The 22,142-nt window shown below is 71.4% G+C and carries 27 protein-coding genes; 18 read left to right on the top strand and 9 right to left on the bottom strand.

Annotated elements, in window-relative coordinates; genetic code table 11:
* Positions 1-2 precede the first annotated feature (2 nt).
* The 5 genes from ACQP2P_RS45330 to ACQP2P_RS45310 all read left to right on the top strand — a co-directional run bounded on the left by ACQP2P_RS45330 (position 3) and on the right by ACQP2P_RS45310 (position 4,156).
* On the top strand, positions 3-341 hold the full coding sequence (locus ACQP2P_RS45330) for a rhodanese-like domain-containing protein (RefSeq protein WP_433611792.1): 339 nt from the start codon (positions 3-5) through the stop codon (positions 339-341).
* The gene (locus tag ACQP2P_RS45325; RefSeq protein WP_433611790.1) at positions 322-1,176 is read left to right on the top strand and encodes a glycerophosphodiester phosphodiesterase; all 855 of its coding nucleotides are present in this window, start codon (positions 322-324) and stop codon (positions 1,174-1,176) included. Before ACQP2P_RS45330 ends, ACQP2P_RS45325 begins: the two co-directional genes overlap by 20 nt.
* A gap of 81 nt (positions 1,177-1,257) precedes the next feature.
* Positions 1,258-2,763 carry a sensor histidine kinase gene (locus ACQP2P_RS45320; RefSeq protein WP_433611788.1) on the top strand — a complete coding sequence of 502 codons (1,506 nt, stop codon included), beginning with the start codon at positions 1,258-1,260 and terminating at the stop codon, positions 2,761-2,763.
* Positions 2,764-2,767: 4 nt separating this feature from the next.
* Complete coding sequence (locus ACQP2P_RS45315; RefSeq protein ID WP_433081663.1) at positions 2,768-3,169, top strand: ATP-binding protein; 402 nt, start codon at positions 2,768-2,770, stop codon at positions 3,167-3,169.
* 102 nt (positions 3,170-3,271) lie between these two features.
* On the top strand, positions 3,272-4,156 hold the full coding sequence (locus ACQP2P_RS45310; protein WP_433611786.1) for a DUF5926 family protein: 885 nt from the start codon (positions 3,272-3,274) through the stop codon (positions 4,154-4,156).
* 9 nt (positions 4,157-4,165) lie between these two features.
* Here ACQP2P_RS45310 and ACQP2P_RS45305 read toward each other — a convergent pair whose 3' ends face one another.
* Positions 4,166-5,347 carry an arginine deiminase gene (locus tag ACQP2P_RS45305; RefSeq protein ID WP_433611784.1) on the bottom strand — a complete coding sequence of 394 codons (1,182 nt, stop codon included), beginning with the start codon at positions 5,345-5,347 and terminating at the stop codon, positions 4,166-4,168.
* A gap of 192 nt (positions 5,348-5,539) precedes the next feature.
* Here ACQP2P_RS45305 and ACQP2P_RS45300 point away from each other — a divergent pair, with 192 nt between their 5' ends.
* The 5 genes from ACQP2P_RS45300 (at position 5,540) to pheA (ending at position 8,825) form a co-directional block, all read left to right on the top strand.
* On the top strand, positions 5,540-6,241 hold the full coding sequence (locus ACQP2P_RS45300; protein WP_433611781.1) for a hypothetical protein: 702 nt from the start codon (positions 5,540-5,542) through the stop codon (positions 6,239-6,241).
* A 97-nt stretch (positions 6,242-6,338) separates the two neighbouring features.
* Complete coding sequence (locus ACQP2P_RS45295) at positions 6,339-6,764, top strand: hypothetical protein (RefSeq protein WP_433611778.1); 426 nt, start codon at positions 6,339-6,341, stop codon at positions 6,762-6,764.
* Between the two features lie 94 nt (positions 6,765-6,858).
* A complete protein-coding gene (locus ACQP2P_RS45290; protein ID WP_433611776.1) occupies positions 6,859-7,251 on the top strand; it encodes an ACT domain-containing protein in 393 nt (130 codons plus the stop codon).
* Between the two features lie 93 nt (positions 7,252-7,344).
* Positions 7,345-7,857: a hypothetical protein gene (locus ACQP2P_RS45285; RefSeq protein WP_433611774.1), complete on the top strand. Its 513-nt coding sequence runs from the start codon at positions 7,345-7,347 to the stop codon at positions 7,855-7,857.
* A 23-nt stretch (positions 7,858-7,880) separates the two neighbouring features.
* On the top strand, positions 7,881-8,825 hold the full coding sequence (gene pheA / locus ACQP2P_RS45280; protein WP_433611771.1) for a prephenate dehydratase: 945 nt from the start codon (positions 7,881-7,883) through the stop codon (positions 8,823-8,825).
* 72 nt (positions 8,826-8,897) lie between these two features.
* Here pheA and ACQP2P_RS45275 read toward each other — a convergent pair whose 3' ends face one another.
* The 4 genes from ACQP2P_RS45275 to ACQP2P_RS45260 form a co-directional block, all read right to left on the bottom strand.
* Positions 8,898-9,554, bottom strand: a complete 657-nt coding sequence (locus tag ACQP2P_RS45275) for an AIM24 family protein (protein WP_433611769.1) — start codon at positions 9,552-9,554, stop codon at positions 8,898-8,900.
* Positions 9,555-9,756: 202 nt separating this feature from the next.
* Entirely contained in the window at positions 9,757-10,482 is a 726-nt protein-coding gene (locus ACQP2P_RS45270) for an AIM24 family protein (protein WP_433611767.1), read from the bottom strand.
* Positions 10,483-10,577: 95 nt separating this feature from the next.
* Positions 10,578-10,925, bottom strand: a complete 348-nt coding sequence (locus tag ACQP2P_RS45265; protein WP_350614045.1) for a metallopeptidase family protein — start codon at positions 10,923-10,925, stop codon at positions 10,578-10,580.
* Between the two features lie 59 nt (positions 10,926-10,984).
* Positions 10,985-11,410 (bottom strand): OsmC family protein, encoded by a 426-nt coding sequence (locus ACQP2P_RS45260; protein ID WP_350613861.1) that lies wholly within the window; start codon positions 11,408-11,410, stop codon positions 10,985-10,987.
* Between the two features lie 68 nt (positions 11,411-11,478).
* Here ACQP2P_RS45260 and ACQP2P_RS45255 point away from each other — a divergent pair, with 68 nt between their 5' ends.
* The 4 genes from ACQP2P_RS45255 to ACQP2P_RS45240 all read left to right on the top strand — a co-directional run bounded on the left by ACQP2P_RS45255 (position 11,479) and on the right by ACQP2P_RS45240 (position 14,377).
* Entirely contained in the window at positions 11,479-11,727 is a 249-nt protein-coding gene (locus tag ACQP2P_RS45255; protein WP_433611762.1) for a hypothetical protein, read from the top strand.
* Between the two features lie 200 nt (positions 11,728-11,927).
* Entirely contained in the window at positions 11,928-12,596 is a 669-nt protein-coding gene (locus ACQP2P_RS45250; protein WP_433611760.1) for a hypothetical protein, read from the top strand.
* A gap of 90 nt (positions 12,597-12,686) precedes the next feature.
* Positions 12,687-13,505, top strand: a complete 819-nt coding sequence (locus tag ACQP2P_RS45245; RefSeq protein ID WP_433611758.1) for an HAD family hydrolase — start codon at positions 12,687-12,689, stop codon at positions 13,503-13,505.
* A 71-nt stretch (positions 13,506-13,576) separates the two neighbouring features.
* On the top strand, positions 13,577-14,377 hold the full coding sequence (locus ACQP2P_RS45240) for an HAD family hydrolase (protein ID WP_433611756.1): 801 nt from the start codon (positions 13,577-13,579) through the stop codon (positions 14,375-14,377).
* A gap of 736 nt (positions 14,378-15,113) precedes the next feature.
* Here the strand turns inward: ACQP2P_RS45240 and ACQP2P_RS45235 are convergent.
* Complete coding sequence (locus tag ACQP2P_RS45235) at positions 15,114-15,653, bottom strand: bacterial proteasome activator family protein (protein ID WP_433611754.1); 540 nt, start codon at positions 15,651-15,653, stop codon at positions 15,114-15,116.
* A gap of 95 nt (positions 15,654-15,748) precedes the next feature.
* Here ACQP2P_RS45235 and ACQP2P_RS45230 point away from each other — a divergent pair, with 95 nt between their 5' ends.
* Complete coding sequence (locus ACQP2P_RS45230; RefSeq protein ID WP_433611752.1) at positions 15,749-16,567, top strand: alpha/beta hydrolase family protein; 819 nt, start codon at positions 15,749-15,751, stop codon at positions 16,565-16,567.
* A gap of 213 nt (positions 16,568-16,780) precedes the next feature.
* Positions 16,781-17,992: an ABC transporter substrate-binding protein gene (locus ACQP2P_RS45225; protein ID WP_433611750.1), complete on the top strand. Its 1,212-nt coding sequence runs from the start codon at positions 16,781-16,783 to the stop codon at positions 17,990-17,992.
* A gap of 30 nt (positions 17,993-18,022) precedes the next feature.
* Here ACQP2P_RS45225 and ACQP2P_RS45220 read toward each other — a convergent pair whose 3' ends face one another.
* A complete protein-coding gene (locus ACQP2P_RS45220; RefSeq protein ID WP_433081632.1) occupies positions 18,023-18,415 on the bottom strand; it encodes a hypothetical protein in 393 nt (130 codons plus the stop codon).
* Positions 18,416-18,484: 69 nt separating this feature from the next.
* Complete coding sequence (locus ACQP2P_RS45215) at positions 18,485-18,910, bottom strand: hotdog fold thioesterase (protein WP_433611747.1); 426 nt, start codon at positions 18,908-18,910, stop codon at positions 18,485-18,487.
* 97 nt (positions 18,911-19,007) lie between these two features.
* Here ACQP2P_RS45215 and ACQP2P_RS45210 point away from each other — a divergent pair, with 97 nt between their 5' ends.
* The gene (locus ACQP2P_RS45210; RefSeq protein WP_433611745.1) at positions 19,008-20,357 is read left to right on the top strand and encodes an ABC transporter substrate-binding protein; all 1,350 of its coding nucleotides are present in this window, start codon (positions 19,008-19,010) and stop codon (positions 20,355-20,357) included.
* Between the two features lie 87 nt (positions 20,358-20,444).
* Positions 20,445-20,687 carry a hypothetical protein gene (locus ACQP2P_RS45205; protein WP_350613844.1) on the top strand — a complete coding sequence of 81 codons (243 nt, stop codon included), beginning with the start codon at positions 20,445-20,447 and terminating at the stop codon, positions 20,685-20,687.
* Positions 20,688-20,719: 32 nt separating this feature from the next.
* On the opposite strand, the gene ACQP2P_RS45200 is transcribed toward ACQP2P_RS45205, so the two are convergent.
* Positions 20,720-22,141 carry a hypothetical protein gene (locus tag ACQP2P_RS45200; protein ID WP_433611743.1) on the bottom strand — a complete coding sequence of 474 codons (1,422 nt, stop codon included), beginning with the start codon at positions 22,139-22,141 and terminating at the stop codon, positions 20,720-20,722.
* Position 22,142: the final 1 nt, after the last annotated feature.

The raw sequence follows: 22,142 nt of genomic DNA, 5'->3' as shown, positions 1-22,142 counted from the left end.
TGGTGTTCAGGCGAAGCTCTGTCCCGGCCGTCGCGGCCGGGGACGTTCCCGACGAGGCCTTTCTGCTCGACGTTCGTGAGGACGATGAGTGGGTGGCCGGCCACGCGCCGGGCGCCCTGCACGTGCCGATGATGGAGATCCCGGCGCGGCTCGGCGACCTGCCAACCGATCGCGACGTGATCGTGGTCTGCCGCGCCGGCGGCCGCTCCGCGCAGGTGGTCGCGTTCCTGCAGCAGAACGGGGTGGACCGCTCGATCAATCTCGACGGCGGCATGCAGAGCTGGGCCGCGGCGGGCCGCGCCATGGTGAGCGAGGACGGCGGTGCTCCCCGAGTCGTCTGAGCCGCCGGATTCCTGGCGGCCGCTCGTCTTCGCGCATCGTGGCTCGTCGCACCGGCACGCGGAGCACACGCTGGACGCATACCTGCTCGCCATCGAGGAGGGCGCCGACGGCCTCGAGTGCGACGTGCGGCTCACCCGCGACGGCCACCTGGTGTGCCTGCACGACTCGCGCATCGACCGCACCAGCGACGGGCGCGGCCGGGTGAGCACCCAGACCCTCGCCGAGCTCGACCGCTTCGACTTCTCGTCCTGGCGCGCCGACCTGCCCGACTCGCCCGACGAGCTGATCGTCGACCGCTCCCAGGCCGACGACAAGGGGCGGGGCAGGCTGCTCACGCTCGACCGGCTGCTCGGGGTCGCGACCGACGCGGGGCGCCCGGTGCGGCTGCTCATCGAGACCAAGCACCCGGTGCGCTACGGCGGGGCGGTCGAAGTGGCGCTGGTGCAACTGCTGCGGCGGTACGGGCTGGATCGCCCCGATCCCGAGCGCGCCCTGCAGGTGAGCGTGATGTCGTTCTCGGCCAACGCCGTCAAGCGCATCCGGCAGCGGGCGCCGGGGCTGCCCACCGTGATGCTCATCGACGTCTGGTCGGTGCCGAGCCGCATCGGGTGGCTGCCGCCCGGCAGCTCGATCGGCGGCCCCGGGGTGCAGCTCCTGCGCGCCTCGCCGGAGCTCGTCGAGCGGCTGCACCGGCGCGGCTACCCGGTCTACGTCTGGACCGTCAACGAGCCCGACGAGGTCGACCTGGTGATGAAGCTTCGCGTCGACGGCATCATCTCCGACCGGCCGGCCTATGTGATCGAGCGCCTGCGCGAGGCCGGCCACCGGCCCTGACCACGGATTCCGTCTGACTTGAGTCGGACAAGTTTAACGTTCGACCTTTCGCGTCCGGCCGATGCGAGGCAGACTCGCACCATGGTCGATGCTGCCGCGGAAGCGTCCGGCGGCCTCGTCCCCGGCGGCGGCGTGTTCACCGGCCTGGCCGAGGTGACGGAGGCGCTGAACTCCGGCGGTGGCGGGCTTCCGGGCCTGCAGCGCTCGGTCGAGGTGGCGGCCGAGGCCACCGACGCGGCCGGGGCGGCGTTCATCGAATACGCGGCCGACGGCGGTCGCGTGGTCGCGGCCGCCGGTGACCTCGAGTGGGCGCTCGGGCGCCCCATCGACCTCATTCACCCCGCGGTGCGCGCCCTGCTGCAGTTCGGCACGCGGGTGCGCGAGTTCCCGAGCAGCCTCATCGGCACCGCCGGCGGCCAGCAGCTCGGCAGCCGGGGCCTGCACCGCGTGATGGCCTCCGAGGTCACCGCCAACGGCACCGGCGCCGGGGTGCTCTTCGTGAGCTACACCGACGCCGACGGGGCCGCCGGCGAGCGCCAGCGGGCCGCGCTGGGGTTCCTGGCGTCGTTCATCGCGCTGCAGTACGGCCTGGGCCGCGGCCTGCCCGTCTACACCGACGGACCGGCGGTCACCCCCGCGGCCGAGCCGTTCGCGCTGCTGGACCCCGAGCACCGGGTGCGCTCCTGGAACCCGCCCGCGGCCCTGCTGACCTCCCGGACCGCCGAGACGGTGCTCGGCGAGCCGTGGCCGTTCCCGCTGCCGGCCGGCGACGCGACGATCGCCCACAAGCTGCCCTCGGGCGTCTGGATCGAGATCCGCACCGCCCGCGTGCCCGGCTCCGAGGACCTCGCGGTGTCGTTCCGGGCCCGCCCGGAGCAGCCGCCCGACGGCCGCGACCTGTTCATCGCGCTCACCGGCCACGAGCTGCGCACGCCGGTGACGGTGATCCGGGGGTACGCCGACACGCTCGTCGACCACTGGGAGTCCCTGCCCGAGGACGCCCGCCGCGAGGCCATCCAGGTCGTCGGGCAGCGCGCCCGCGAGCTCAGCCGGCTCGTGGACCGGCTGCTCAACGCGGTCGGCGACGACGGCTCCGGCGTCGAGTCGAGCACCCTGCTCCCCTTCGACCTGGTGGAGTCGCTCGGCGCCGCGGTCGAGGAGCTCAACGCCGACCAGCGCCGGCACCTGAGCGTGGATCTGCCCGCCGTCCTGCCCAAGACGAGGGGGGACCGGGCGAGTCTGGCCACCGTGCTGGCGGAACTGGTCACAAATGCTGGTAAGTATTCCCCGAACTGGGTACAGATCGAGCTGACAGCGGGTGCCGACCCGCAGACGGTCTGGTTTCGTGTGTCCGACCGGGGTATCGGCATCAGGCCGGAGCACGTCGAGCGCGCCTTCGACCGGTTCTGGCAGTTGGAGACCGGCGACCAGCGCTCGAGCGGCGGGGTCGGCCTGGGCTTGTACCTGGTTCGCCGGATCGTCGAGCGTCAACATGGATGGGTATCATTGCGACCACGTCGAGGGGGAGGGACCGTCGCCGAGGTGCGACTGCCCCGAGCTGACGCCGACGGCCCCGGGGAGGCTTGAGAGCGTGTCCACAACCGTCGCGGAACCGCGCGCCTGGTGTGTCGTGGTGCCCCACCACGCCCGCGGCGCCCACGTCGCCCGGCACCGCCTCGCCGACGAGCTCGACACCCTCGTGCCCGCCGACCGTCTCGACGACGCCATCGCGATCGCCGCGGAGCTGGTCGGCAACGCGGTCCGGCACGGGGCCCCGCTGCCCGGCGACGTCATCCGGGTCGCCTGGCGCCTCCTGGTCGACGGCACCCTGGAGATCCGCGTGACCGACGGCGGCTCGCCCGCCGGCCCGCAGATGCGCGTGGCCGGCCCCGACGCCATCGACGGCCGCGGCCTGACGATCGTGGCCGCCCTGTCGACCGGCTGGGGCGTCGAGCGCGACGGCCTCGGTCAATGCGTCTGGGCGACCCTCTGACCGTCCGATTTGCCGGATTTGTGGGACCTGCGTGGGTGAGTGATGGGCCTGTAGTGGGTGTGTCTGCGCGTCGCGGTGCGTGAAGGCCTAGGCTGGGTCGCCGTGAGCAAGCGTGCGAAGACCCCCCGTGGCCGCGCCGGCGGCGAGAAGCGCGAGAAGATCCGCGACGTGTACGTCGGCCGTCCGTTCCAGGGCCTGGCCGACGAGCCCGAGTGGGTCGCCCTGCGAGAGCTGGTGCCGGCCGCCTCGGCACCGTTGAAGCTGTCACCCGCGTTCGCCGAGAAGTACGGCGAGCGCCAGATCACCCTCGCGACCGTCCTGCCGATGGCGTGGCCGGCCATGACCAAGCCCGACGGGCGCGTGTTCATCGGGCTGCAGCGGCACGTGCAGTCCGGCGACGTCTCGCGCGACCTCGCCGTGGCGCTGCAGTGCGGCCTGGAGACCCCGAGCGGCCAGTCCGTCGACATCCCCGCCCTGCCCGGCCTCGGCGACCGTCTCCAGGACGTCATCGAGAACGCCCCGCTCGAGATCACGGTGCACACCGGCTTCGAGTTCTGGCTCGACGACAACGCCGCCGACGACCCCAACGTGCGCGCCTCGCTCGAGCGGGCCAACGCGAGCATCTTCCCGACCGTGAAGCTGGCCGCCGCCCCGGCCACCTACTGGTGCCAGGTCACCGACCGCTCGCACGTGCGCCTGGTGCTCGGCGACGACGAGGACCGTGCGCTGGACGCGCTGTCGCGCCTGTCGGCCGGCGGCGGGCTGCTGCTCGGCGACGACACCAAGTTCGCGGGCATGTTCCGCGCGCACGGGCTCCTCGCCCCGGTGTGGGACCTGCCGCTCGAGACCCCGGCCGAGCACTGGGAGACGCCGGTGGCGGAGTTCGCCAAGCGGTACCAGGAGGCGCTCGCGGTCACCGACCCGCTGACCTCCGCCGAGCGCCGGGCCAAGCAGGGTCTGATCGGGCGGCAGCAGCCCCTCCGCTAGTCCTTCGGGTCACGGATGCTGATCGCGGTGGATCGGGGCGGACATGCAGCGCGGTCCGCCCCGCCCCGAGCCCAGCTCGGAGCCCGGGATGCGGATGACCTCGATGCCGTTGCGCTCCAGCTGTGCGTTGGTCTCGACGTTGCGCTCGTAGGCCACGCACAGCCGCGGGGCGATCGCGAGCGTGTTGTTGCCGTCGTCCCACTGCTCGCGCTCGGCCGTCACCGGGTCGAGACCGGTGTCGATCACCCGCAGGGTGTCGATGCCCATCGCGGCGGCCGCGGCGGTGAGGAACGGTGCCGGGCCGGTGCACGACTCGGCCGTGACCGTCCAGGCCCGCAGGCCGGTGGCGACGTTGGGGTACATCACGACGGCGTCGACGTCGACCATGGTGCACACGGTGTCGAGGTGCATCGTGGCGCGCTCCTGGGCGATGGGCACCACCAGGACGGTGTGGGCCAGCCCCGCGGCGAAGCAGCGCCGGGCGAGCCGTTCGGCGCCGGCCGGACGGGTCCGCTCGCCGACGCCGACCGCCAGCACGCCGGGGGCGAGCAGGAGCACGTCCCCGCCCTCCAGGTGCTCCAGGGACGGGTCGTAGAGCAGTTCGGTGCCGGCGAAGCGGGGATGGTACCGATAGATCGCGTGCGTGAGCGTGGTCTCGCGGCTCCGCGCGTGCATGGCCAGGCTCGTGACCGCGACCCGCGGGCCGACCCACACGGATGAGTCCCGCGTGAACAGCAGGTTGGGCAGCGGGTCGATGACGAACTCGCCGGGCTCCATGAGCGCGTGCACCAGCCCGCCGTCGCGCCCGCCCAGGCCCAGCTCGGCGCGGCTCAGGCCGGCGACCAGCGTGGTGGCCAGCTCCGCGGGCGAGAGATCGGCCAGGTGGGCCGCGACGTGCTCGCGCAGCGTGTCGCCGAGCCGGTAGTCGGCCAGCACCGCGGCGCTCACCTCCGCCCTCGCCGCCTCGATCGTGAGCGTCTCGGCGAGCAGTGCCGCCACGTAGAGCACCTCGACGCCGTGTGCGCGCAGTGCCGAGGCGAAGATGTCGTGCTCCTCCTGCGCCCGGCCGACCCACGGAATGCCGTCGAAGAGCAGCGAGTCGTTGTTGCGCGGCGTCAGCCGGGCCAGCTCCGCTCCCGGGCGGTGCAACAGGACCGTGACCAGGCGTCCGACCTCCGTGTCGACACTCATGGGGTCACCCTAACGGTCGATCCGATATCGTCTGGTTGTCGCTATGTGAAATTCATGAAGGGTCGTGAATGCGGCATTCATCCCAGTCACTCCATGTCATTCCGACCACTACATGATGCCGACCGTGGGGACCCTCACGTACGGTGTTTGGACACACACGCAACCGAAGCGGCGACATCGGAGGTGTGCGACATGACCGACGTCCTGTACCGCGGTCAAGATTCGCAGCCCGAAGGGTTCGAAGAACGCGTCATCGTCGACGCGGGCCGGCCGACCCCCATCGACTGGGTTCGAACTCGCAGGGCCGAGCGCGAGACGCGCCGGGAAGAGGCGGCGCACAGCCGTCAGTACCGCCGGATCGGCTCCCTCATCGGCCACCTCGGCGACGAGTGGCACGTGCTGGACCTCCGCGAGCTCGGCGGGGCCGAGCGCACCGGCTTCCTGGCGGTCGGGCCGGGCGGCGTCTTCGCCGTCACGGTCAAGGACCACGGACGCAGCCGCGTCGCGTTCGCCGGTGACGTGGTCCAGATCGACGGCAAGCGGCCGCGCTACGTCGAGGAGGCCCGCCGCGAGGCGCGCGCCGCCACCGAGGCGCTGTCGCGCGGCGCCGGGGTCTCGATCCCCGTGATGCCCGTCCTCGCGTTCGCCGGTAGCGGAAAAATCAGCTTCTACGGCGTGCCCAAGGGCTGCCTGGTCACCGCCTACCACGAGCTTCCGCGCGTGCTCAACGCCCGCGGGCAGCGGCTCGCGACGGAGACCGTCGACAAGGTGTTCGACCTGGCCATGCACCCCGCGACCTGGTTCCAGCCGGGGTACGACGCGGTGGTCGAGGGCTACCGGTGGTACCGCGACGGCGAACAGGTGGGCACTGACAAGCGAGGTCACTCGGAGTAGCCTCTTCGAGGTGGCCGGACGCGATGCGATGACGATTCACGATCGGGCTTGGTTGCCGGCTGCTCGCATTCGCACGACCGGTGCCTGAGGAGGCGCTGTGCCGCAGCACGTCGAATTCTCCATCTCCGATCTTCCCTCCGCGGAACCCGGCCTGGAGCGCTGGGGCTCGACCGTGGACGGCGCCGCCGAGGCCTGCCTGGTGATCGACGCCCAGCAGGTCGTGGTGGCGATGTCCGCGTCGTTCGAACAGATGCTCGGCCTCACCCAGTCCCCGGTGAGCCGGCCCCTGCTCGCGGAGGACGGGGTGCTGCGACTGCTCGACTTCGCCGACGGCAAGCCGCTGGAGCAGACCGAGGTCGCCCGCATGCCCGTCGTGCTGGCCCTGGTCTCGGGCCGCCTCGCGCGCGGGCTGATCCGCATCGAGTGCGCCACCGGACCGTGCACCTTCGATGCCATCGCCACGCCGCTGACCGAGGGCGGCAAGACGGTCGGGTCGCTGACCTTCTTCTCGCTGATCAACTGAGCTCACGGCCGGTTGCGGCGAGGAGTCGTCAATACGGAGTTACTGTCGTCACGGACGCCGCCACGGAGCGCGTTCAGACCGTAATCTCCTTGTCATGCTGGACCTTGCGCTCCTGCCGGGCGACTACGCGATCTGCCGTCTGCCGGCCGGATCCGCCATGCCCGCCGGTTTCGCCGAGGCCGCGATGTCCGGCCGTGACGTCCTCTCGGTGACGTGGACGCCGGAGGAGGTGTCGATCCTCTGCCCGACCGACCGGGTGCCCCCGGGCGCGACCGTCGAGACGCCGTGGCGCTGCCTGCGGGTGGCCGGACCGGTGCAGCTGGCATTGACGGGCGTCCTCGCGTCGATCGTCTCGCCGCTGGCGGACGCGCGGGTGAACATCTTCGCCTTCTCGACCTTCGACACCGACTATCTGCTGGTCCCGACCGTGCGGCTGAACGAGGCGCTGGCCGCTCTGGGCGCGGCCGGACACCGCGTGACGACCTGAGCATCCAGTCAGCGTCGCTGATGCCTCGCAGCCGTCGATCCTGACCGGGGACCGCTCCTTCCCGCCCCGCGCGGGCCCTCCTACGATGGGCGCATGCGAACCCCGGCGGCCCTGCTGGCGATCGTCGGTGTTGGATGCCTGCTGGCCGCTTGCCGGCACGAGGAGCCCCCGGCCGCGCCTACCGTGAAGCCGAGTCTGCTCAGCCAGGAGCCGCTCGTCCCGGTGCTGCCGCCGACCCCCGAGACCACCACGGCGTCGGCCGGCCCGATCGCGTCGCCGAGCTCCAGCCCGAGCCCGGCCGGGTTCCCGGAGACGCAGGTGAGCTACTGCAACGGCAAGCCGAGCGGGGCCCAGGTCCTCGCGGCGGTGCGCAGGGCGCGGCCCAACCTGCCCTCCGGGGGCGGCGTGAAGGTGCAGACGGAGCCGGTGTGTTCGGGCGTGTGGCAGTACACCATCCTGAGCGTCACCGACAGCGAGCCCTTGCGGGTGATCACGAAGGGCAGCCCGAGCTCGCTCACCGTCGTGACCGTCGGCACCGATCCGTGCACGGTCGAGGTGCGCGCGGCGGCTCCCATCGCATTCCTCGATGCGGTCGACTGCAACTGACCGGCATTAACTAGGCTGGTCATATGCCTGGTGTGCCGCCGACGCGATTCGTGTTCCTGGGTCCGGAGGGCACCTTCTCCGAGCAGGCGCTCAAGACCATTCCGGCCGCCGAGCACGGTGTGCTGAGCCCCGCCCGCAGCGTCCCCGAGTGCCTCGACGCGCTGCGCAGCGGCGACGCCGACGCGGCGCTCGTGCCGCTGGAGAACTCGATCGGCGGCCAGGTCGGCGTGACGCTCGACGAGCTGGCCAACGGGGAGCCGTTGGTGATCACCCGCGAGGTGGTCCTGCCGGTGCAGTTCGTGCTCGCGGCCCGCGAGGCCCGCCCGCTGGACGAGATCCGCTCGGTCGCGGCGCACCCGCAGGCCGGGACGCAGTGCCGCGACTGGCTGCGCGCGCACACGCCCAACGCGACCGTGGTCGACGTGCTGTCCAACGCGACCGCGGCGATCGGCGCGGCCGAGGGCGAGTTCGACGCGGCCGTCTGCGCGCAGATCGGGGCCGAGCGCTACCGGCTGCACATCCTGGCCACGGACATCGCCGACAACCCGGACGCGATGACGCGCTTCGCGCTCGTGTCCCGGCCCGGGCCGCCGCCCCCGCCGACCGGGGACGACCTCACGACGCTCGCGGTCTACATCGCCCACGACCGCGTCGGGGCGCTGCTGCAGGTGCTCACCGAGCTGTCGGTCCGGGGCATCAACCTCTCCCGGATCGAGTCCCGCCCGACGGGGGAGCGACTGGGGCGGTACGTCTTCTTCCTCGACTGCGGCGGGCACGTCGCGGATCTGCAGATGGGGGAGGCGTTGCAGGCGCTGCGGCGGATCTGCGCCGACGTGCGCTTCCTGGGCTCCTATCCGCGGGCCCCGCACAGCGACCCGCCACCCCGGCCGGCCGCGGGGCTGTCCGACACCGACTTCGCCGACGCCGCCGCCTGGCTGTCGCGGGTCCGGCTCGGCGAGATTTCCTAGCCCCCTTGCGCGAGGGCGCCGCGCCCATGAGGGGCGCGGCGCCGTGCGAGGTGCTGTCGTGCCGAGGTGGGGTCAGCCGCCCAGGACGTTGCCCAGCAGGCCGCCGCCGCTGCTGGACTGGGCCGGGGCCGGCTTGCCCTCGCTGGGCTGCACGATCACGAAGCCCTGGCCCTGCAGCGCCAGCTGGAAGAGCTCGCCGGAGCCGCCGCGCAGTATCGACTTGAGGCTCTGGTTCTTCTGGATGGTGGTCTGCAGGCTGCTCGACCAGCCCACGACCGCGTCGGTGTCGACGCAGACCGGCGCCTGCGGGGTCACCGGGATCACGAGCGGCGCGCCCTCGGAGACGATGGCGAGCCGGCCCTGGCCGGTGAAGACGCAGTTGAAGAGGCCGCCGCCGAACATCCCGGCGCCGCGGACCATCTGGATGTCGTAGCGCAGCGACGGGTCGAAGCACAGCACGTTGCGGCCGTTGATCGACAGGGCGTCGTTGGGCTCGATGTCCAGGATGAAGCAGTCGGCCGCCCCGGAGGCGAACCAGACCTCGCCCTGGCCGCGGACCGACATGAGGGACACGCCCTCGCCGGTGACCGCGCGCTTGAGGAAGTTGCCGACGCCCTGGCTCTTGACCTCGAACCCGAGGTTGCCGCGGAACGCGATCATCGCGCCCTGGCGGGCCAGGACCTCGCCGTTGACGGCGTACTTGACGCACTTGGAGTGCTGCAGACTCATGCCTGCCTGGGTAGGGGCTTGGGCCATGTTCTCGGCCTTGAAGATGTCACCTCGCACGACGGGCAGCGTAGCGAACGACAACGGCCCCGCGACCTGCTGGTCTCGGAGCCGTTGCGCACTTGCCGCTTTGCCGTCGCCGCGTCCGCGGTCGGCTTTCGTGCGTCCGTGGCGGCTTTGTTGGCTCTGCTGTCGTCGCGGGCGTTCAGTCGCCGAGCAGGCCGCCGAGGACGCCGCCGCTCTGCTGCTGGCGCTGGGCCGCGCCGGGCGGCGGCTCCTCGGACGGCTGCACGACCACGAAGCCCTGGCCGGCGAAGCTCATGGTGAACGCCTCGCCGGTGGAGCGGCCGATCAGCGTGCCCAGGCCGATCTGGTCGGCGCGGTGGTAACCGGTCTGCAGGCTCGCCGACCAGCAGATCGCGGCCTGGGGGTCGACGTAGGTGGGCTGGTCCACGGTGAGCACGACCGGCGTGCCCTTGGTCGTGATCGCGAGCCGGCCGCGACCGGTGAAGACGCAGTTGAAGAGGCCGGCCGAGGACATCATGCCCATGCCCTGGACCATCTTGATGTCGTACTGCAGCGAGCTCTCGAAGGCGAGCACGTTCGCGCCGTTGATCGAGATCGCGTCGCCCTGGTCGAGGTCGATCAGGTGTACGTCCGCCGCCCGATCGGCGAAGAAGACGTCCCCGCGGCCCGAGACCGACATCAGCGGCACGCCCTCGCCGGTCAGCTTGGACTTGAGCCACTTGCCCACGCCGCCCGAGCCGAGCGCCTTGAACTGGACCTGCCCCTGGTAGGCGACCATCGAGCCCTGGCGGGCCATGATCTCGCCGTTGAGCTCGGCCTTGAGCAACTTGGAGTTCTGCAACCGCAGCCCCGGCTGTTGCGACTCCTTCTCCATGTTTTCGGCGGCGAACAGGGCACTGCGCATCGTGAGTAGTCCTCTCGGAGACGTACTTTGAACCGCACAGTGACGGTAGATGGTTGACACAGCAGAGGCCAATCGAGCCGGTGCTCCGTCGGTTGTCAGTCCCAGCCCAGGGCGTGCAGCCGCTCGTCGGAGATGCCGAAGTGGTGCGCGATCTCGTGCACCACCGTGATCGCGACCTCGTCCACCACGTCATCCTCATCGTCACAGATCGCGAGGATCGGTTTGCGGAAAATCGAGATCCGGTCCGGCAGCACGCCGGCGTAGTCCCATCCGCGCTCGGTCAGCGCGTGCCCCTCGTAGAGCCCCAGCAGGTCCGGATCCTCCGGTGGTGCGTCGTCGACGACCAGGATCACCACGTTGTCCATGAGATCGAGCAGCTCCTCGGGCACCTCGTCGAGGGCCTCCCCGACGAGTTCCTCGAAGCGCTCCTTGCTCATCTGCACCGGCATGCGAAGAGGGTCCCCGAAATCGGGGACCCTCTCAAGAACGTTTGCGCAAAGCCTCAGACAAGCTGAGCGTCGAGCGTGATCTCGACGGCCGCGAGGGCCTTGGAGATCGGGCAGCCGGCCTTGGCGTCCTGGGCCTGCTTCTCGAACTCGGCGGCGTCGATGCCGGGCACGTCGCCACGGGTGGTCAGGTCGATCCGGGTGATGGCGAAGCCGCCCTCGACCGCACCGAACTGCACCGCCGCGGACGTCTCGACCGACGTCGGCGTGAAACCAGCCTTGGCGAGGCCGTTGGACAGCGCCATCGAGTAGCACGCGGCGTGCGCGGCCGCCACGAGCTCCTCGGGGTTGGTGCCCTTGCCCTCTTCGAAACGGGACGGGAACGAGTAGTTGCCCTGGAAGGTGCCCGAACCGGTGGAGACCGTGCCGGAGCCGGACCGGAGGTCTCCCTCCCAGCGGGCAGATGAAGTGCGAGTAGGCATGAACCAGACGCTAGCCCATCGCGTGTCCCTCGTGGGACGAGCCCGGCACACGGACGGGAGTAAAGTCCATGGGCCGCAAACTGGTGCGGATCGGCGGGGTGATGGCGCTGTCCGGCCTGGTCGGCGGGGTCGCGTCCAGCTTCGTGCCGTGGATGCGGCAGCTGGTCGTGACCGGCTCGCAGCGGCGTGCGGAGTCGCGTGTGGAGAGCGTCACGGTCCTGAACCTGCCGCACGGTCTTTGGTACGTGTTGTTCCTCTGTTCATTGTTCGCGCTGCTCGGCACCGCGGCGGCAAGGCGCCGGCGGCGGGCCGGGTGACGGAAACGGCCGTGGCGGCGGGCGGCCGGCTCGGGCTCGTGTCGCTGCCGCTCATGGGCCTCGCCTGCGGATCGATCGCCATCGGCCGCGCCGGCGCCACCTCCCGGCCTGGCGCAGCCCGCTAGCCGGCCTTGGCATCACGAATCCGGACGCCGCCGCGCTCCCACCCCGGTGCTGCCACAGGGCTTACCATGCGGGGCATGCCTGAGCACCCCAGCTCCATGCCGGAGATCCACGCGCCCGTGCCCGCGGAACCGCCGGGGGCGACCGCCACGGCACCGGTCGAGGAGCGGCGCCGGCCGAACGTGTTCGCGCTCGGGCTGCTCGCGGTCGGGTTCGGGCTGGCGATCTCGGCGCAGTACATGCCCTGGGGATCGTTCACGCTCGGCTCCCGGTCGGGCACGACGGACGAGGAGTTCGTGCTCGGGCCGGAGTCGGCGGCGCAGCGGTCGGTCGACGTGCCGCTGACGTACCTCAGCGCCGCCCACGTCACCGTCTACCTCCTCACGCTCGCCGGCGCCCTGACCGCGCTGGCCGTGCTCCTGGCGGTGCGCGGCGCCGGGGCGCGCCGGGTGGCGACCGCGGTCGCCGGCGGTCTGCTCGCCGCGAACCTGCTGGTGCTGGTCGGGTTCAAGACGGTCATCGACCACATGGGCAACTCCGACTTCTCGTTCCTGCTCGTGGCCAACCCGCAGACGAAGACCGGGCCGGGGTACCCGCTGGCCTTCGCCGCCCTCGTCCTGCTGGCCGCGGCGCTCGCGCTCGCGGCGCGGCCGGTGTCGCCGGGGTCCCGTCGCGGTGTCGACGAGCCTCGTGGCGGCGAGCCGCTGGAGCTCACGGTGACCCCCGTACCGATGACGTTGCAGTAAACGTTCGGTCGAGTTTTATTCGCAGCCTGTCACCAGCCGGGATCCGAGAGGTACGGTTGCTGCCCCGCTCGAGCGGAAGGAGCAGCAACAATGCGCGGTTCGAGCCTTCCCAAGCTGATCGCGACCGACCTCGACGGCACCCTGGTGCGCAACGACGAGACGGTCAGCCCATACACGCGTGAGGTCCTCGAGCGCGTCAGAGCGGCCGGCATCCACGTCGTCGGCGCGACGGGCCGCGGCCCCCGGCTCACCGAGCTCGTGCGCCACGACATCCCGGCCGCGGACTTCCTGGTCATGGGCGGTGGGAGCCGGGTGCTGGACCTGCGCGACCCCGAGCACCCGGTCATCCTGCGCGACGAGCGGCTCGACGGCGAGGTGCTCGCCGACGTGCTGGCCCTGCTCGAGCGGGAGCTCGGCACGCTGTCGGTGCTCGTCGAGGCCGGCGACCACCACGAGGCTCCGCTGTGGGGCGACACCGACCCGAACTGGCGCTACGACGCCGTCGAGGCCCGGGTGCGCGCCGAGTGCTTGACCGGCCCGGTGATCAAGGGCTTCGCACGCCACCCCGTGTGCGACGTCGACGACCTGCTCGCCACCGCGCAGCGGCTCATCCCGCCCGACGTGGCCACGGTGACGCAGGCCGGCCTCGGGTACATCGAGATCTGCCCGCCCGGCGTCGACAAGGCCACCGGGCTCATGATCGTGGCCACCGCGCTCGGCGTCGACCCCGGCGACGTGCTCGTCTTCGGCGACATGCCCAACGACATCCCGATGTTCCGGTGGGCCGGGTTCGGCCGGGTCGCCGTCGGCAACGCCCACCCTCAGCTGCGTGCGATCGCCGACGAGACGACGCTCACCAACGACGAGGACGGCGTGGCGACATACCTCGACGCCATGTTGAAGCTGTGACACGGACCGCTGGCGAGACGCCGCTCACCGTGGACGGCGTCACGCCCCGTCGCGACGCTATGTTGAAACTCGTGAGACTGGTCGCGACGGATCTCGACGGCACGCTGGTTCGCCACGACCGCACGGTGAGCCCGCGCACGGTCGCGGCCTTCCGGCGCCTGCACGACTCCGGCGTCGCGATCGTCCTCGTGACGGGGCGCCCGATCCGCTGGATCTTCCCCGTGTACTCCCAGCTGAACGTCCCCGCCCTGGCCATCTGCGCCAACGGCGCCGCGACCTACGACCCGGCCACCGACACCATCGTGCACAGCGCACCGCTCGAGGCCGACGTCCTGGCCGAGGCCTGCGCGCGGCTGCGGGCCGAGGTGCCCGGGGTGGTCTTCGCCGTCGAGCGCGACGGGGGCCGGCAGATGCGCCACGAGCCGGGCTTCCCGGTCGGCCCGTGGGAGGCCGATCACGAGTCCGTCGGCCCGTGCACCCCCGAGGAGCTGCTGACCCGCCCGGCCGCGAAGCTGCTGGTGCGCGCCGGGGTGCAGTCGCCCGACGAGTTCACGGCCCGGGTCGGCGCATGCCTGGCCGGCCTCGCGGAGGCGACGCACTCGTCGTCGAGCGGGATGGTGGAGGTGTCGGCCGCGGGGGTGACGAAGGCCTCGGCGCTCGCGCTGGTGGCCCGGACGCAGTCGGTGGAGGCGACGGACGTGATCGCGTTCGGCGACATGCCCAACGACCTGCCGATGCTGACGTGGGCGGGCCGCGGCGTGGCGATGGCGAACGGGCACCCGATGGTGCGGGCGGCGGCCTCGGACGTGACGAAGTACAGCAACGAGGACGACGGCGTCGCCGAATACCTCGAGCGCATCTTCAGCTTCTGAACCGCGCTCGGGTCCGGTTCGCCCTACTTCACGGCCGCTTTGCCGGGCGCCGCTGGTTGCGTAGCGCCCAGACTCTCGCGGAGCACCGCGGCAGCCCATCGGTGTGCTCCGGTGCTCCGGTGCTCGCTGTTGGGGGGCTCGGCTCCCACCAGTGGCCGGGCGGCACGCCGATGCCGGCGGTGGAGAAGCTGCTCGGGCTGCCGCCGCCGTATTACGGCTTCCGCGCCGCCGTGGATGCGCATCTTCAAGCCCCACCGGAGGCCGACCACCCTTGGCTGGCTGACCCGTCGCGCTCTCTCAGCCGCCTCCCGACGATGTTCGCGGGTCCACGACGCCGGCTCTCCCGGATCCGCTCATGAGGTGGACGCCTCGATCAGCCGTCTCGCGGCGATGTTCGCGGGTCCACGACGCCGGCTCTCCCGGATCCGCTCATGAGGTGGACGCCTCGATCAGCCGTCTCGCGACGATGTTCGCGGGTCCACGACGCCGACTCTTCCCGCCCCGCTCATGAAGTGGATGCCTCGATCAGTGCGTCGAGCGCCTCGATCAGTGCGCCGGGCGCCGTGAATTCGGGCCTATGCCGCTTTATGATCCGTCGGGCGAAAAATCCGATATGTCGTGGCGCGAAGCGCCCGACATATCGCGTCAACCACCCGAGCCCCGAAGCAGCCGAAACGGGCCCGACCGGGTGCCGGTCGGGCCCGCGAGGTAGTCGTATCAGAGGTACTGCGTCGTATCAGAGGTACTGACCGGTCCCCGACGGCGAAGGGCTGCCCGGCTGCCCGGGAGCGATGCCCGGAGCGCCGGGAAGGGCGGGACGGCCCCGCATCTGCTCGAGCTGGACCCGGGCCGCCATCTGCTGAGCGACCAGCGCGGCCTGAATGCCGTGGAAGAGCCCCTCCAGCCAGCCGACGAGCTGGGCCTGGGCGATGCGCAGCTCGGCCTCGCTCGGCGTCGCGTCGTCATCGAAGGGCAGGGAGAGCCGCTCCAGCTCCTCGCGCAGCTCGGTGGCCAGGCCGTCCTCGAGCTCGGTGATCGAGCGGCGGTGGATCTCCTTGAGCCGCTGCCGGCCGGCCTCGTCCAGCGGGGCGGCGCGGACCTCCTCGAGCAGCTGCTTGATCATGCTGCCGATGCGCATCACCTTGGCCGGCTGCTCGATGAGCTTGCTCGGGTCTTCCGCATTGTCGTCATCGCCGGTCGACATCGTGCCCAGCGGTCGCCCGTCCGGGCCGACGACGAGCACGGTTCGCGACTCGTCCTGCGCCTCTTCTGCCATGGCTCCAAGTCTTACGCACGCCCTCCGGGGGCAACCAAGAAGGGGTGCCGATCCGGCCACTGTTGCCACCCTTCGTGACGCGATAACGTCTCCCGGTGACGAGCAATCCCCGGGACGTGCTGAACCGCCCGGCCCCGGCGCCGGACTTCACGCTGCGCTACGGCGAGCACCCGGATCATGTCGCGGATGTGCGCCTGCCGGCCGTACCGGATGCGCCGCTCGTCCTGTTCGTGCACGGCGGGTTCTGGCGTCACGAGTGGGATCGCGCGCACGCCGGGCCGCTCGCCGCCGACCTCGCCGCCCGCGGCTACGCCGTCGCCACGATCGAGTTCCGGCGCACCGGGCAGCCCGGCGGCGGCTGGCCGGGCACGTTCTCCGACGTGGCCGCGGCCGCCGTGGCGGTGCCGGACCAGCTGGCGAAGGAGGTCGCGCACCGGGGCCTGCTGCCCGTGTCGGTCGACCGGCCGATCCTCGCGGGTCACTCGGCGGGCGGGCACCTCGCGCTGTGGTACGCCTCCGTCGCCCCCGACGCCGTCGGCGGAGTCGTGGCGCTGGCGCCGGTGGCGGACCTCACCCGCGCCTACGAGCTCGACCTCGACTCCGGAGCCGTGGCCGACCTGCTGGGCGGGGGGCCCGACGCGGTGCCCGAGGCGTACCGGTCGGCGGACCCGATGCGGAACCTGCCCTCGGGCGTGCGCACCGTGGTCGTGCACGGCACGCTCGACGAGATCGTGCCCGTGGAGTTGTCGCGCGATTACTGCCGGTCCGCGCGCCGGGCCGGCGACGACGCCACGCTCGTCGAGCTGGCCGGCGTGGAGCACTTCGGTGTCATCGACCCCCGTTCCGAGGCCTGGCCCGCGGTGCTGGCCGCCTTCGGCACACTGAGCAGGGGCGAGGCCACCGGCGGCGACTGACCGGCACTGACCAGGGACGGCGCCGCCGGCCGCGACTCGAGAAGGGCCACCGGCAGCTGAGGACCCGCCCTGACCAGCGGCGGGGCCGCCGGCGGCGATTGACTGTCCGGCGCGATGGCGGTAGAACGCAGCGTGGGTTGTAGGCTCGTGGCTCGCGAGGAGCGCGGGCCAGTCGACGCCCGCGTAGCGCGGGGTCCCGGGGAGGAAAAGCACGTGTCCCACCTGAACCGCCGCCAGGCGCTCCGGCTGTTCGCGGCCGCGGGTGCGGCGGGCATGGCCGCGCCGCTCCTGTCCGCCTGCAGCAGCTCCGACGACTCGACCGACAGCACCGCGGTGCCGAGCGGCCCGCCGGTCAAGATCGGCATGATCGTCCCGCAGGGCGGCATGTTCAAGGACTTCGGCGACGAGCTCGACAACGGCTTCAGCCTCTATCTCCAGCAGCACGACGGCAAGCTCGGCGGCCGTCAGGTCACGCTCGTGAAGGCGGACGAGGGCGAGACGGCCGACAGTGGCAAGGCCGCCGCGAACAAGCTCATCAAGGACGACAAGGTCCTCGCGATCACCGGCGTGGCCAACCCGGCCGTGATGCTCGCGATCCGCGAGGACATCGAGAACGCGAAGATCCCGCTCATCGGGTCGAACGCGTCGCCCAAGGCGCTGCAGACGCTCGGCCCGAAGTACATCTGGCGCACGTCTTTCGTGTCGGACGAGCCCGGCACCGCGATCGCGCGGTGGGCCGCCGGCAACGTCGGCGGCAGCCTCGCCATCTGCGGGCAGACCGACCCCGCCGGCAGTGACGAGGACGTGGCGAGCTTCGTCGAGACGTACAAGAGCGTCGGCGGTCAGATCGCCGGGCAGGCGCGCACGGTCGCCTACGGCACCAAGGACTTCACCGCGATGCTCAACGCCGTCAAGACGTCCGGCGCGAAGGGGATGTACGCGCTGTTCAACGGCGCCGCGGCGATCGAGTTCGTGAAGCAGTACCGCAACATGCACTTCCCCGCCGACTTCAAGCTCCTCGGCACCGGAAGCCTGACCGAGGGCTTTGTGCTCAAGCAGCAGGCCGACGCCGCGCGCGACATCTACACGGCGCTCAACTACTCGCCGGACCTGGACAACGTGGCCAACCGCCGGTTCGTCGCCGACTACCAGAAGGCGTTCGGCTCGGTGCCCTCGACGTTCGCGATGTCGTCCTTCGACGCGGCCGCCGTGCTGGACAAGGCGATCACGGACGCGACCAGGAACCTCGACTCGTTCCAGCTCAACGCGGCCATCGGGCGCCTGGGCCAGATCGACAGCCCCCGCGGCGGCTGGCAGTTCACGCAGACGCGCACGCCGCTGCAGCGGTGGTATCTGCGGCAGGTCCGCAACGACGGCGCCGTGCTCTCCAACGTGCTGACCGCGGAGCTGTCGACCCGCGGCTGAGCGCGGGCCGAGCACGCTTCGAGCGCACCGTCAGGCCGCGCCGCGCCGCTTCAGGGTGGCCACGGCCGAGCCGGCCAGCGTCAGCAGGCACTCCGGCAGCTTGCCGTCGACCAGCGCCACGGTGAACAGGGCCGTGGCGCTCGAGGCGTCCTCGTTGACGTATGCGCTCACGAACCGCGCCACCCAGCGCTTGTCGTAGTTGGCGTCGTCGATGTCCGGGAAGTCCAGCCGCCACGGCCCGCGCGCCAGGTTGTCGCCCACCATCTCGCCGGCCAGGCGCCACGCGACGTCGTACGCGGCGCTCATGCCGCGCCGGTCCACCACCGAGTCGAAGGTGTGGGTCACCGCGTCCTCGTCGCCCGCGAGTGCTGAGGCCAGGACCTGTGCGGCGTCCTGATACGTCTCGTCTCCCGGGTCATCCACGCCGCAACCGTATGTCGCGCCGTCAAGGCCCTGCGTGCACTCGGAGGGATTCGCGGGGTGACCCGCGGCTCATCCCCGGCGCAGCGCGCAGGTCAGCCGGGCGGTGCAGATCCGCTCGCCGTCCTCGTCCGTCACGACGATCTCGTAGCTCGCGATCAGGCCTCCGAGCCGCAGCGGAGTGGCCACGCCGGTCACCAGCCCGCGCTTGGCGGACTTGTGGTGGGTCGCGTTCACCTCGATGCCGACCGCGACCCCGTTGTAGAGGCGGCCCGCGTGCATGGCGGCCCCGATCGAGCCGAGCGTCTCGGCAAGGACGACCGAGGCGCCACCGTGGAGCAGACCGTAAGGCTGAGTGTTGCCGTCGACCGGCATGGTCGCCACGACCCGCTCGGGCGACGCCTCCAGGATCACGATCCCCATGCGCTCGGGCAGATGGCCCTCCATCGAAAGGCCGCCGGGCGTCTCGGTCGGGGTCATGGATTCTTGATCAGCCATATCGGGGAGCGTACCCGCGCCCCCGCTGAAACCCGTGGGTTGCCCGCGCTAAGGTGCGCACGGCACCGTTGGGGAGGCCTTTGGGGAGGAGACGCCAATGCGCGCACGGTCGGCCACCGCCATCGTGGGAGCGATCACGGCGATAGGAGTGTTGCTCGCCGCATCCGGCTGCGCCTCCGACGCGAAGAGTGACGACGCCGTCCCGGCCGCCGACATCCGGCTGTACGGCACCGACGGCAACATGGCCAACTCGTTCGGAGACGCGCTCAAGGACTCCCCGGCGGTCCTGAACGGCATGAAAGGTACAACTCCGCTCACGCCGCTCAGCGAGGACTTCAAGCGCCGGGTCAAGGCGATCGACTCGACGCTGACCGACTTCAACTACGCGGGCGAGTCCTACGACGCCGTGGTCATCGCCGCCCTGGCCGCCGAGACCGGCAAGTCGGTCGACCCGGCCGTCATCGCCAAGCAGCTGATCGGCGTCACCACGGGCGAGAACACCTGCGACGGGGTGGCCGCGTGCCTGGCCGCCGCGAAGTCGGGCAGGGACTTCAAGTACCGCGGCGTCTCCATGCGCAGCAGCGGCTTCACGAGCGTCGGGGAGCCGTCGGCGGCGATGTACGGCGTGCTCAACTTCGGCACCAGCAACAAGATCGACGACGCCAAGACCGAGTTCGTCGGCGCGGGCGACCAGGCCAGCGAGGACAAGACCCCGCCACCGGCTCCCGCGTCGGCGACGGGCGGCAAGGGGCAGAAGCCGGCGCTGAAATACGGTCTGCTGCTGCCGAAGACGGGCGCGCTCGCGTTCCAGGGGCCGCCGATGTTCGCGGCGGCGAAGCTCGCCATCAAGGAGATCAACGAGGCCGGCGGCGTGCTCGGGCAGCAGGTGCAGGTCGTCGAGGGCGACGACGGCACCAACCCGGAGATCGCCAAGGCGACCGCCGCGCAGTTCATCGCCCAGGGCGTCGCGGTCATCATCGGCGCGGGCGCCTCGGGCGTCAGCGCGGCCGTGATCCCGCAGGTCGCACTCGCGGGCCGGGTGATGATCTCGCCGTCGGCGACGTCGGACGCGCTCACCAAGGTCGACGACAAGGGCTTCTTCTTCCGCACCTCGCCGCCGGACACCCTGCAGGCCAAGGCCGTCGCGGACATCATCATGCGCGACGGGCACACCAAGGTCGCGATCATCGCGCGCGACGACAACTACGGCAGCGGCCTGGCCGAGGGCGTGAAGGCCGACCTGCAGTCCGCCGGCATCCGGCCCGAGAACATTCTCGTGAAGAAGTACGAGGCGAAGGACAAGTACGAGAAATCGGAAGCCTCGAAGCTCTTCGACCCGATCGCCGGGGACATCAAGAGCTTCGGCGCCACCGGCATCCTCGTGGTCGGCTTCGACGAGTCCGCGATGGCCATCAAGTCGCTGGTGACCTCGGGCGTCAAGGCCTGACGGTGTCACGTTCTGGGCTCGCGCGTCGGTGCCGCAAGGCCTACGGTGAACCGGATTGCCCCTTTGTCAGGTGAGAGGACCCACCAGATGACCGACAACGAGACCGTCGAGACCCGCGGCGACGAGCGCGTGGAGCTTCTCGTCGGCGACACGAACAACGACGGCAAGCCCGACCTGTGGGCAATCGACACCGACGGGGACGGCAAGGCGGACCTGTTCCAGTTCGACACCAACGGCGACGGCAAGGTCGACATCACGATGAGCGACCTCGACCAGGACGGCACGCCGGACGAGGTCGTCGACGGCGACGGCGGCCTGCCCCCGGCCTAGTTCTCCTGTTCGCGGCGGCGCGGGTGACCCGTTCACCCGCGCCGTTGCTGTTCCACGTAGTCGCGCCACTGCTGCTCGAGCTCCACCCGGCCGACGCCGAGCACCGAGCGGGCCACCGACTCGACCTCGGACATGTTCTGGAAGCCCTCGTAGAAGGCGATGAGCTTGTCCTGGCCGTACCGGTCGGCGATCATCCGGCACGCGAGCCACCCGCTGACGTAGTTGCGCGGCTCCTCGTAGAACTGCTTGTCGTCCGGGAACGTCGTGATCGCCAGGCCGTCGAGCGCCTGCCGAATGCCCGCCGCGCTGAACCGTCCGTCCTTGTAGGCGACGTACTCCGCGAAGCCCTCCACGACCCAGCGCGGCGTGTAGGGCCCGGTGACGGGCCCCATGGCCGCGTGCGTGAACTCGTGGGTCAGATCGTGCTGGAGCTCGGCCTCGGCCGCGGTGAGCTCGCTCGGGTTGAACACGATGCGCGTGGTGGCGTACGCCGGCCGGTTCGTCCACTCCGCGACGGTCGAGTAGTACGGCACCGCGATGGCGGCGACCTGCCCGATGCGGTCCTGGGACTCGGCGAAGTACGTGTCGAAGATCTGCCGGTCCCCGACGGCGGTGATGAGCACCTTCCCGTCCCACCCGCCGGGCCGGACCACGGCCACCCGCCGCAGCGCGTTCTCGGCGAGATCGAGCAGCCCCTGCCCGGCGCCGCCGTTGTCCGCCGAGAGCACGGCCACGACCCGCTGGCTGCGCACGACGGTGATCGGCCCGGAGGCGTCCCACGGCTGCCCGGCCTCGCCCGTGGGCAGGTCCTTGCCGACCCCGTCGCCGGCGACGAGCCACCGGCCGCCGGCATACCCGAACACGGCCAGCCAGGGCGTGGCCACGGGCTTGCTGTCGACCCCCTCGATGCGATGCCGGACGGTGACGGGCACGACCTTCACGGCGGCGTGGTACCGCTCCAGCAGCGCCGGCGGCAGGAAGGCCGCCATCTTCGCGGCCGGCTGACCGGCTCGCTCGAAGCCGAGCTCGGCGAACGGCACCTTGGTGAGGTTCTCGAACTCCTGCCGCTGCCGCCGCGCGAATCCGGCGTCGGTCTGGTCGACGTCGGCCATCCACTCGGCCTGGTCCTTCTTCCGCACGGCCTCGGCCCGCCGCTGCAGCACGGCGTCGATCGCGTGCGGGTCGACGCCGACCCAGGTGGCCGCGGTGGGCGCGTTGCCGTGCCCGCGCAGTGTCCACGCCGTCGCGCCGGCCCCGGCGAGCGCGATCAGCGTGGCGGCGACGAGGAACACGGTGAGGATGGGCCAGACGTAGCCGCGGGCCGGCTCGGGCGGGAGCTGGGGCGCGGGGTACCACGGGCTGGGGACGCCGCCGTAGACGGACGGGGTGCGCTCCTGCTCGTCCGACGGTCGCTGCTGCGGGACGGGGGCAGCGATCGGTTCGGGGATCGTCACG

The sequence above is a fragment of the Dactylosporangium sp. CA-139114 genome (assembly GCF_050955725.1).
In the GTDB taxonomy this organism is placed as follows: Bacteria; Actinomycetota; Actinomycetes; order Mycobacteriales; family Micromonosporaceae; genus Dactylosporangium.
This window is presented reverse-complemented; position numbering and strand designations above follow the sequence as displayed.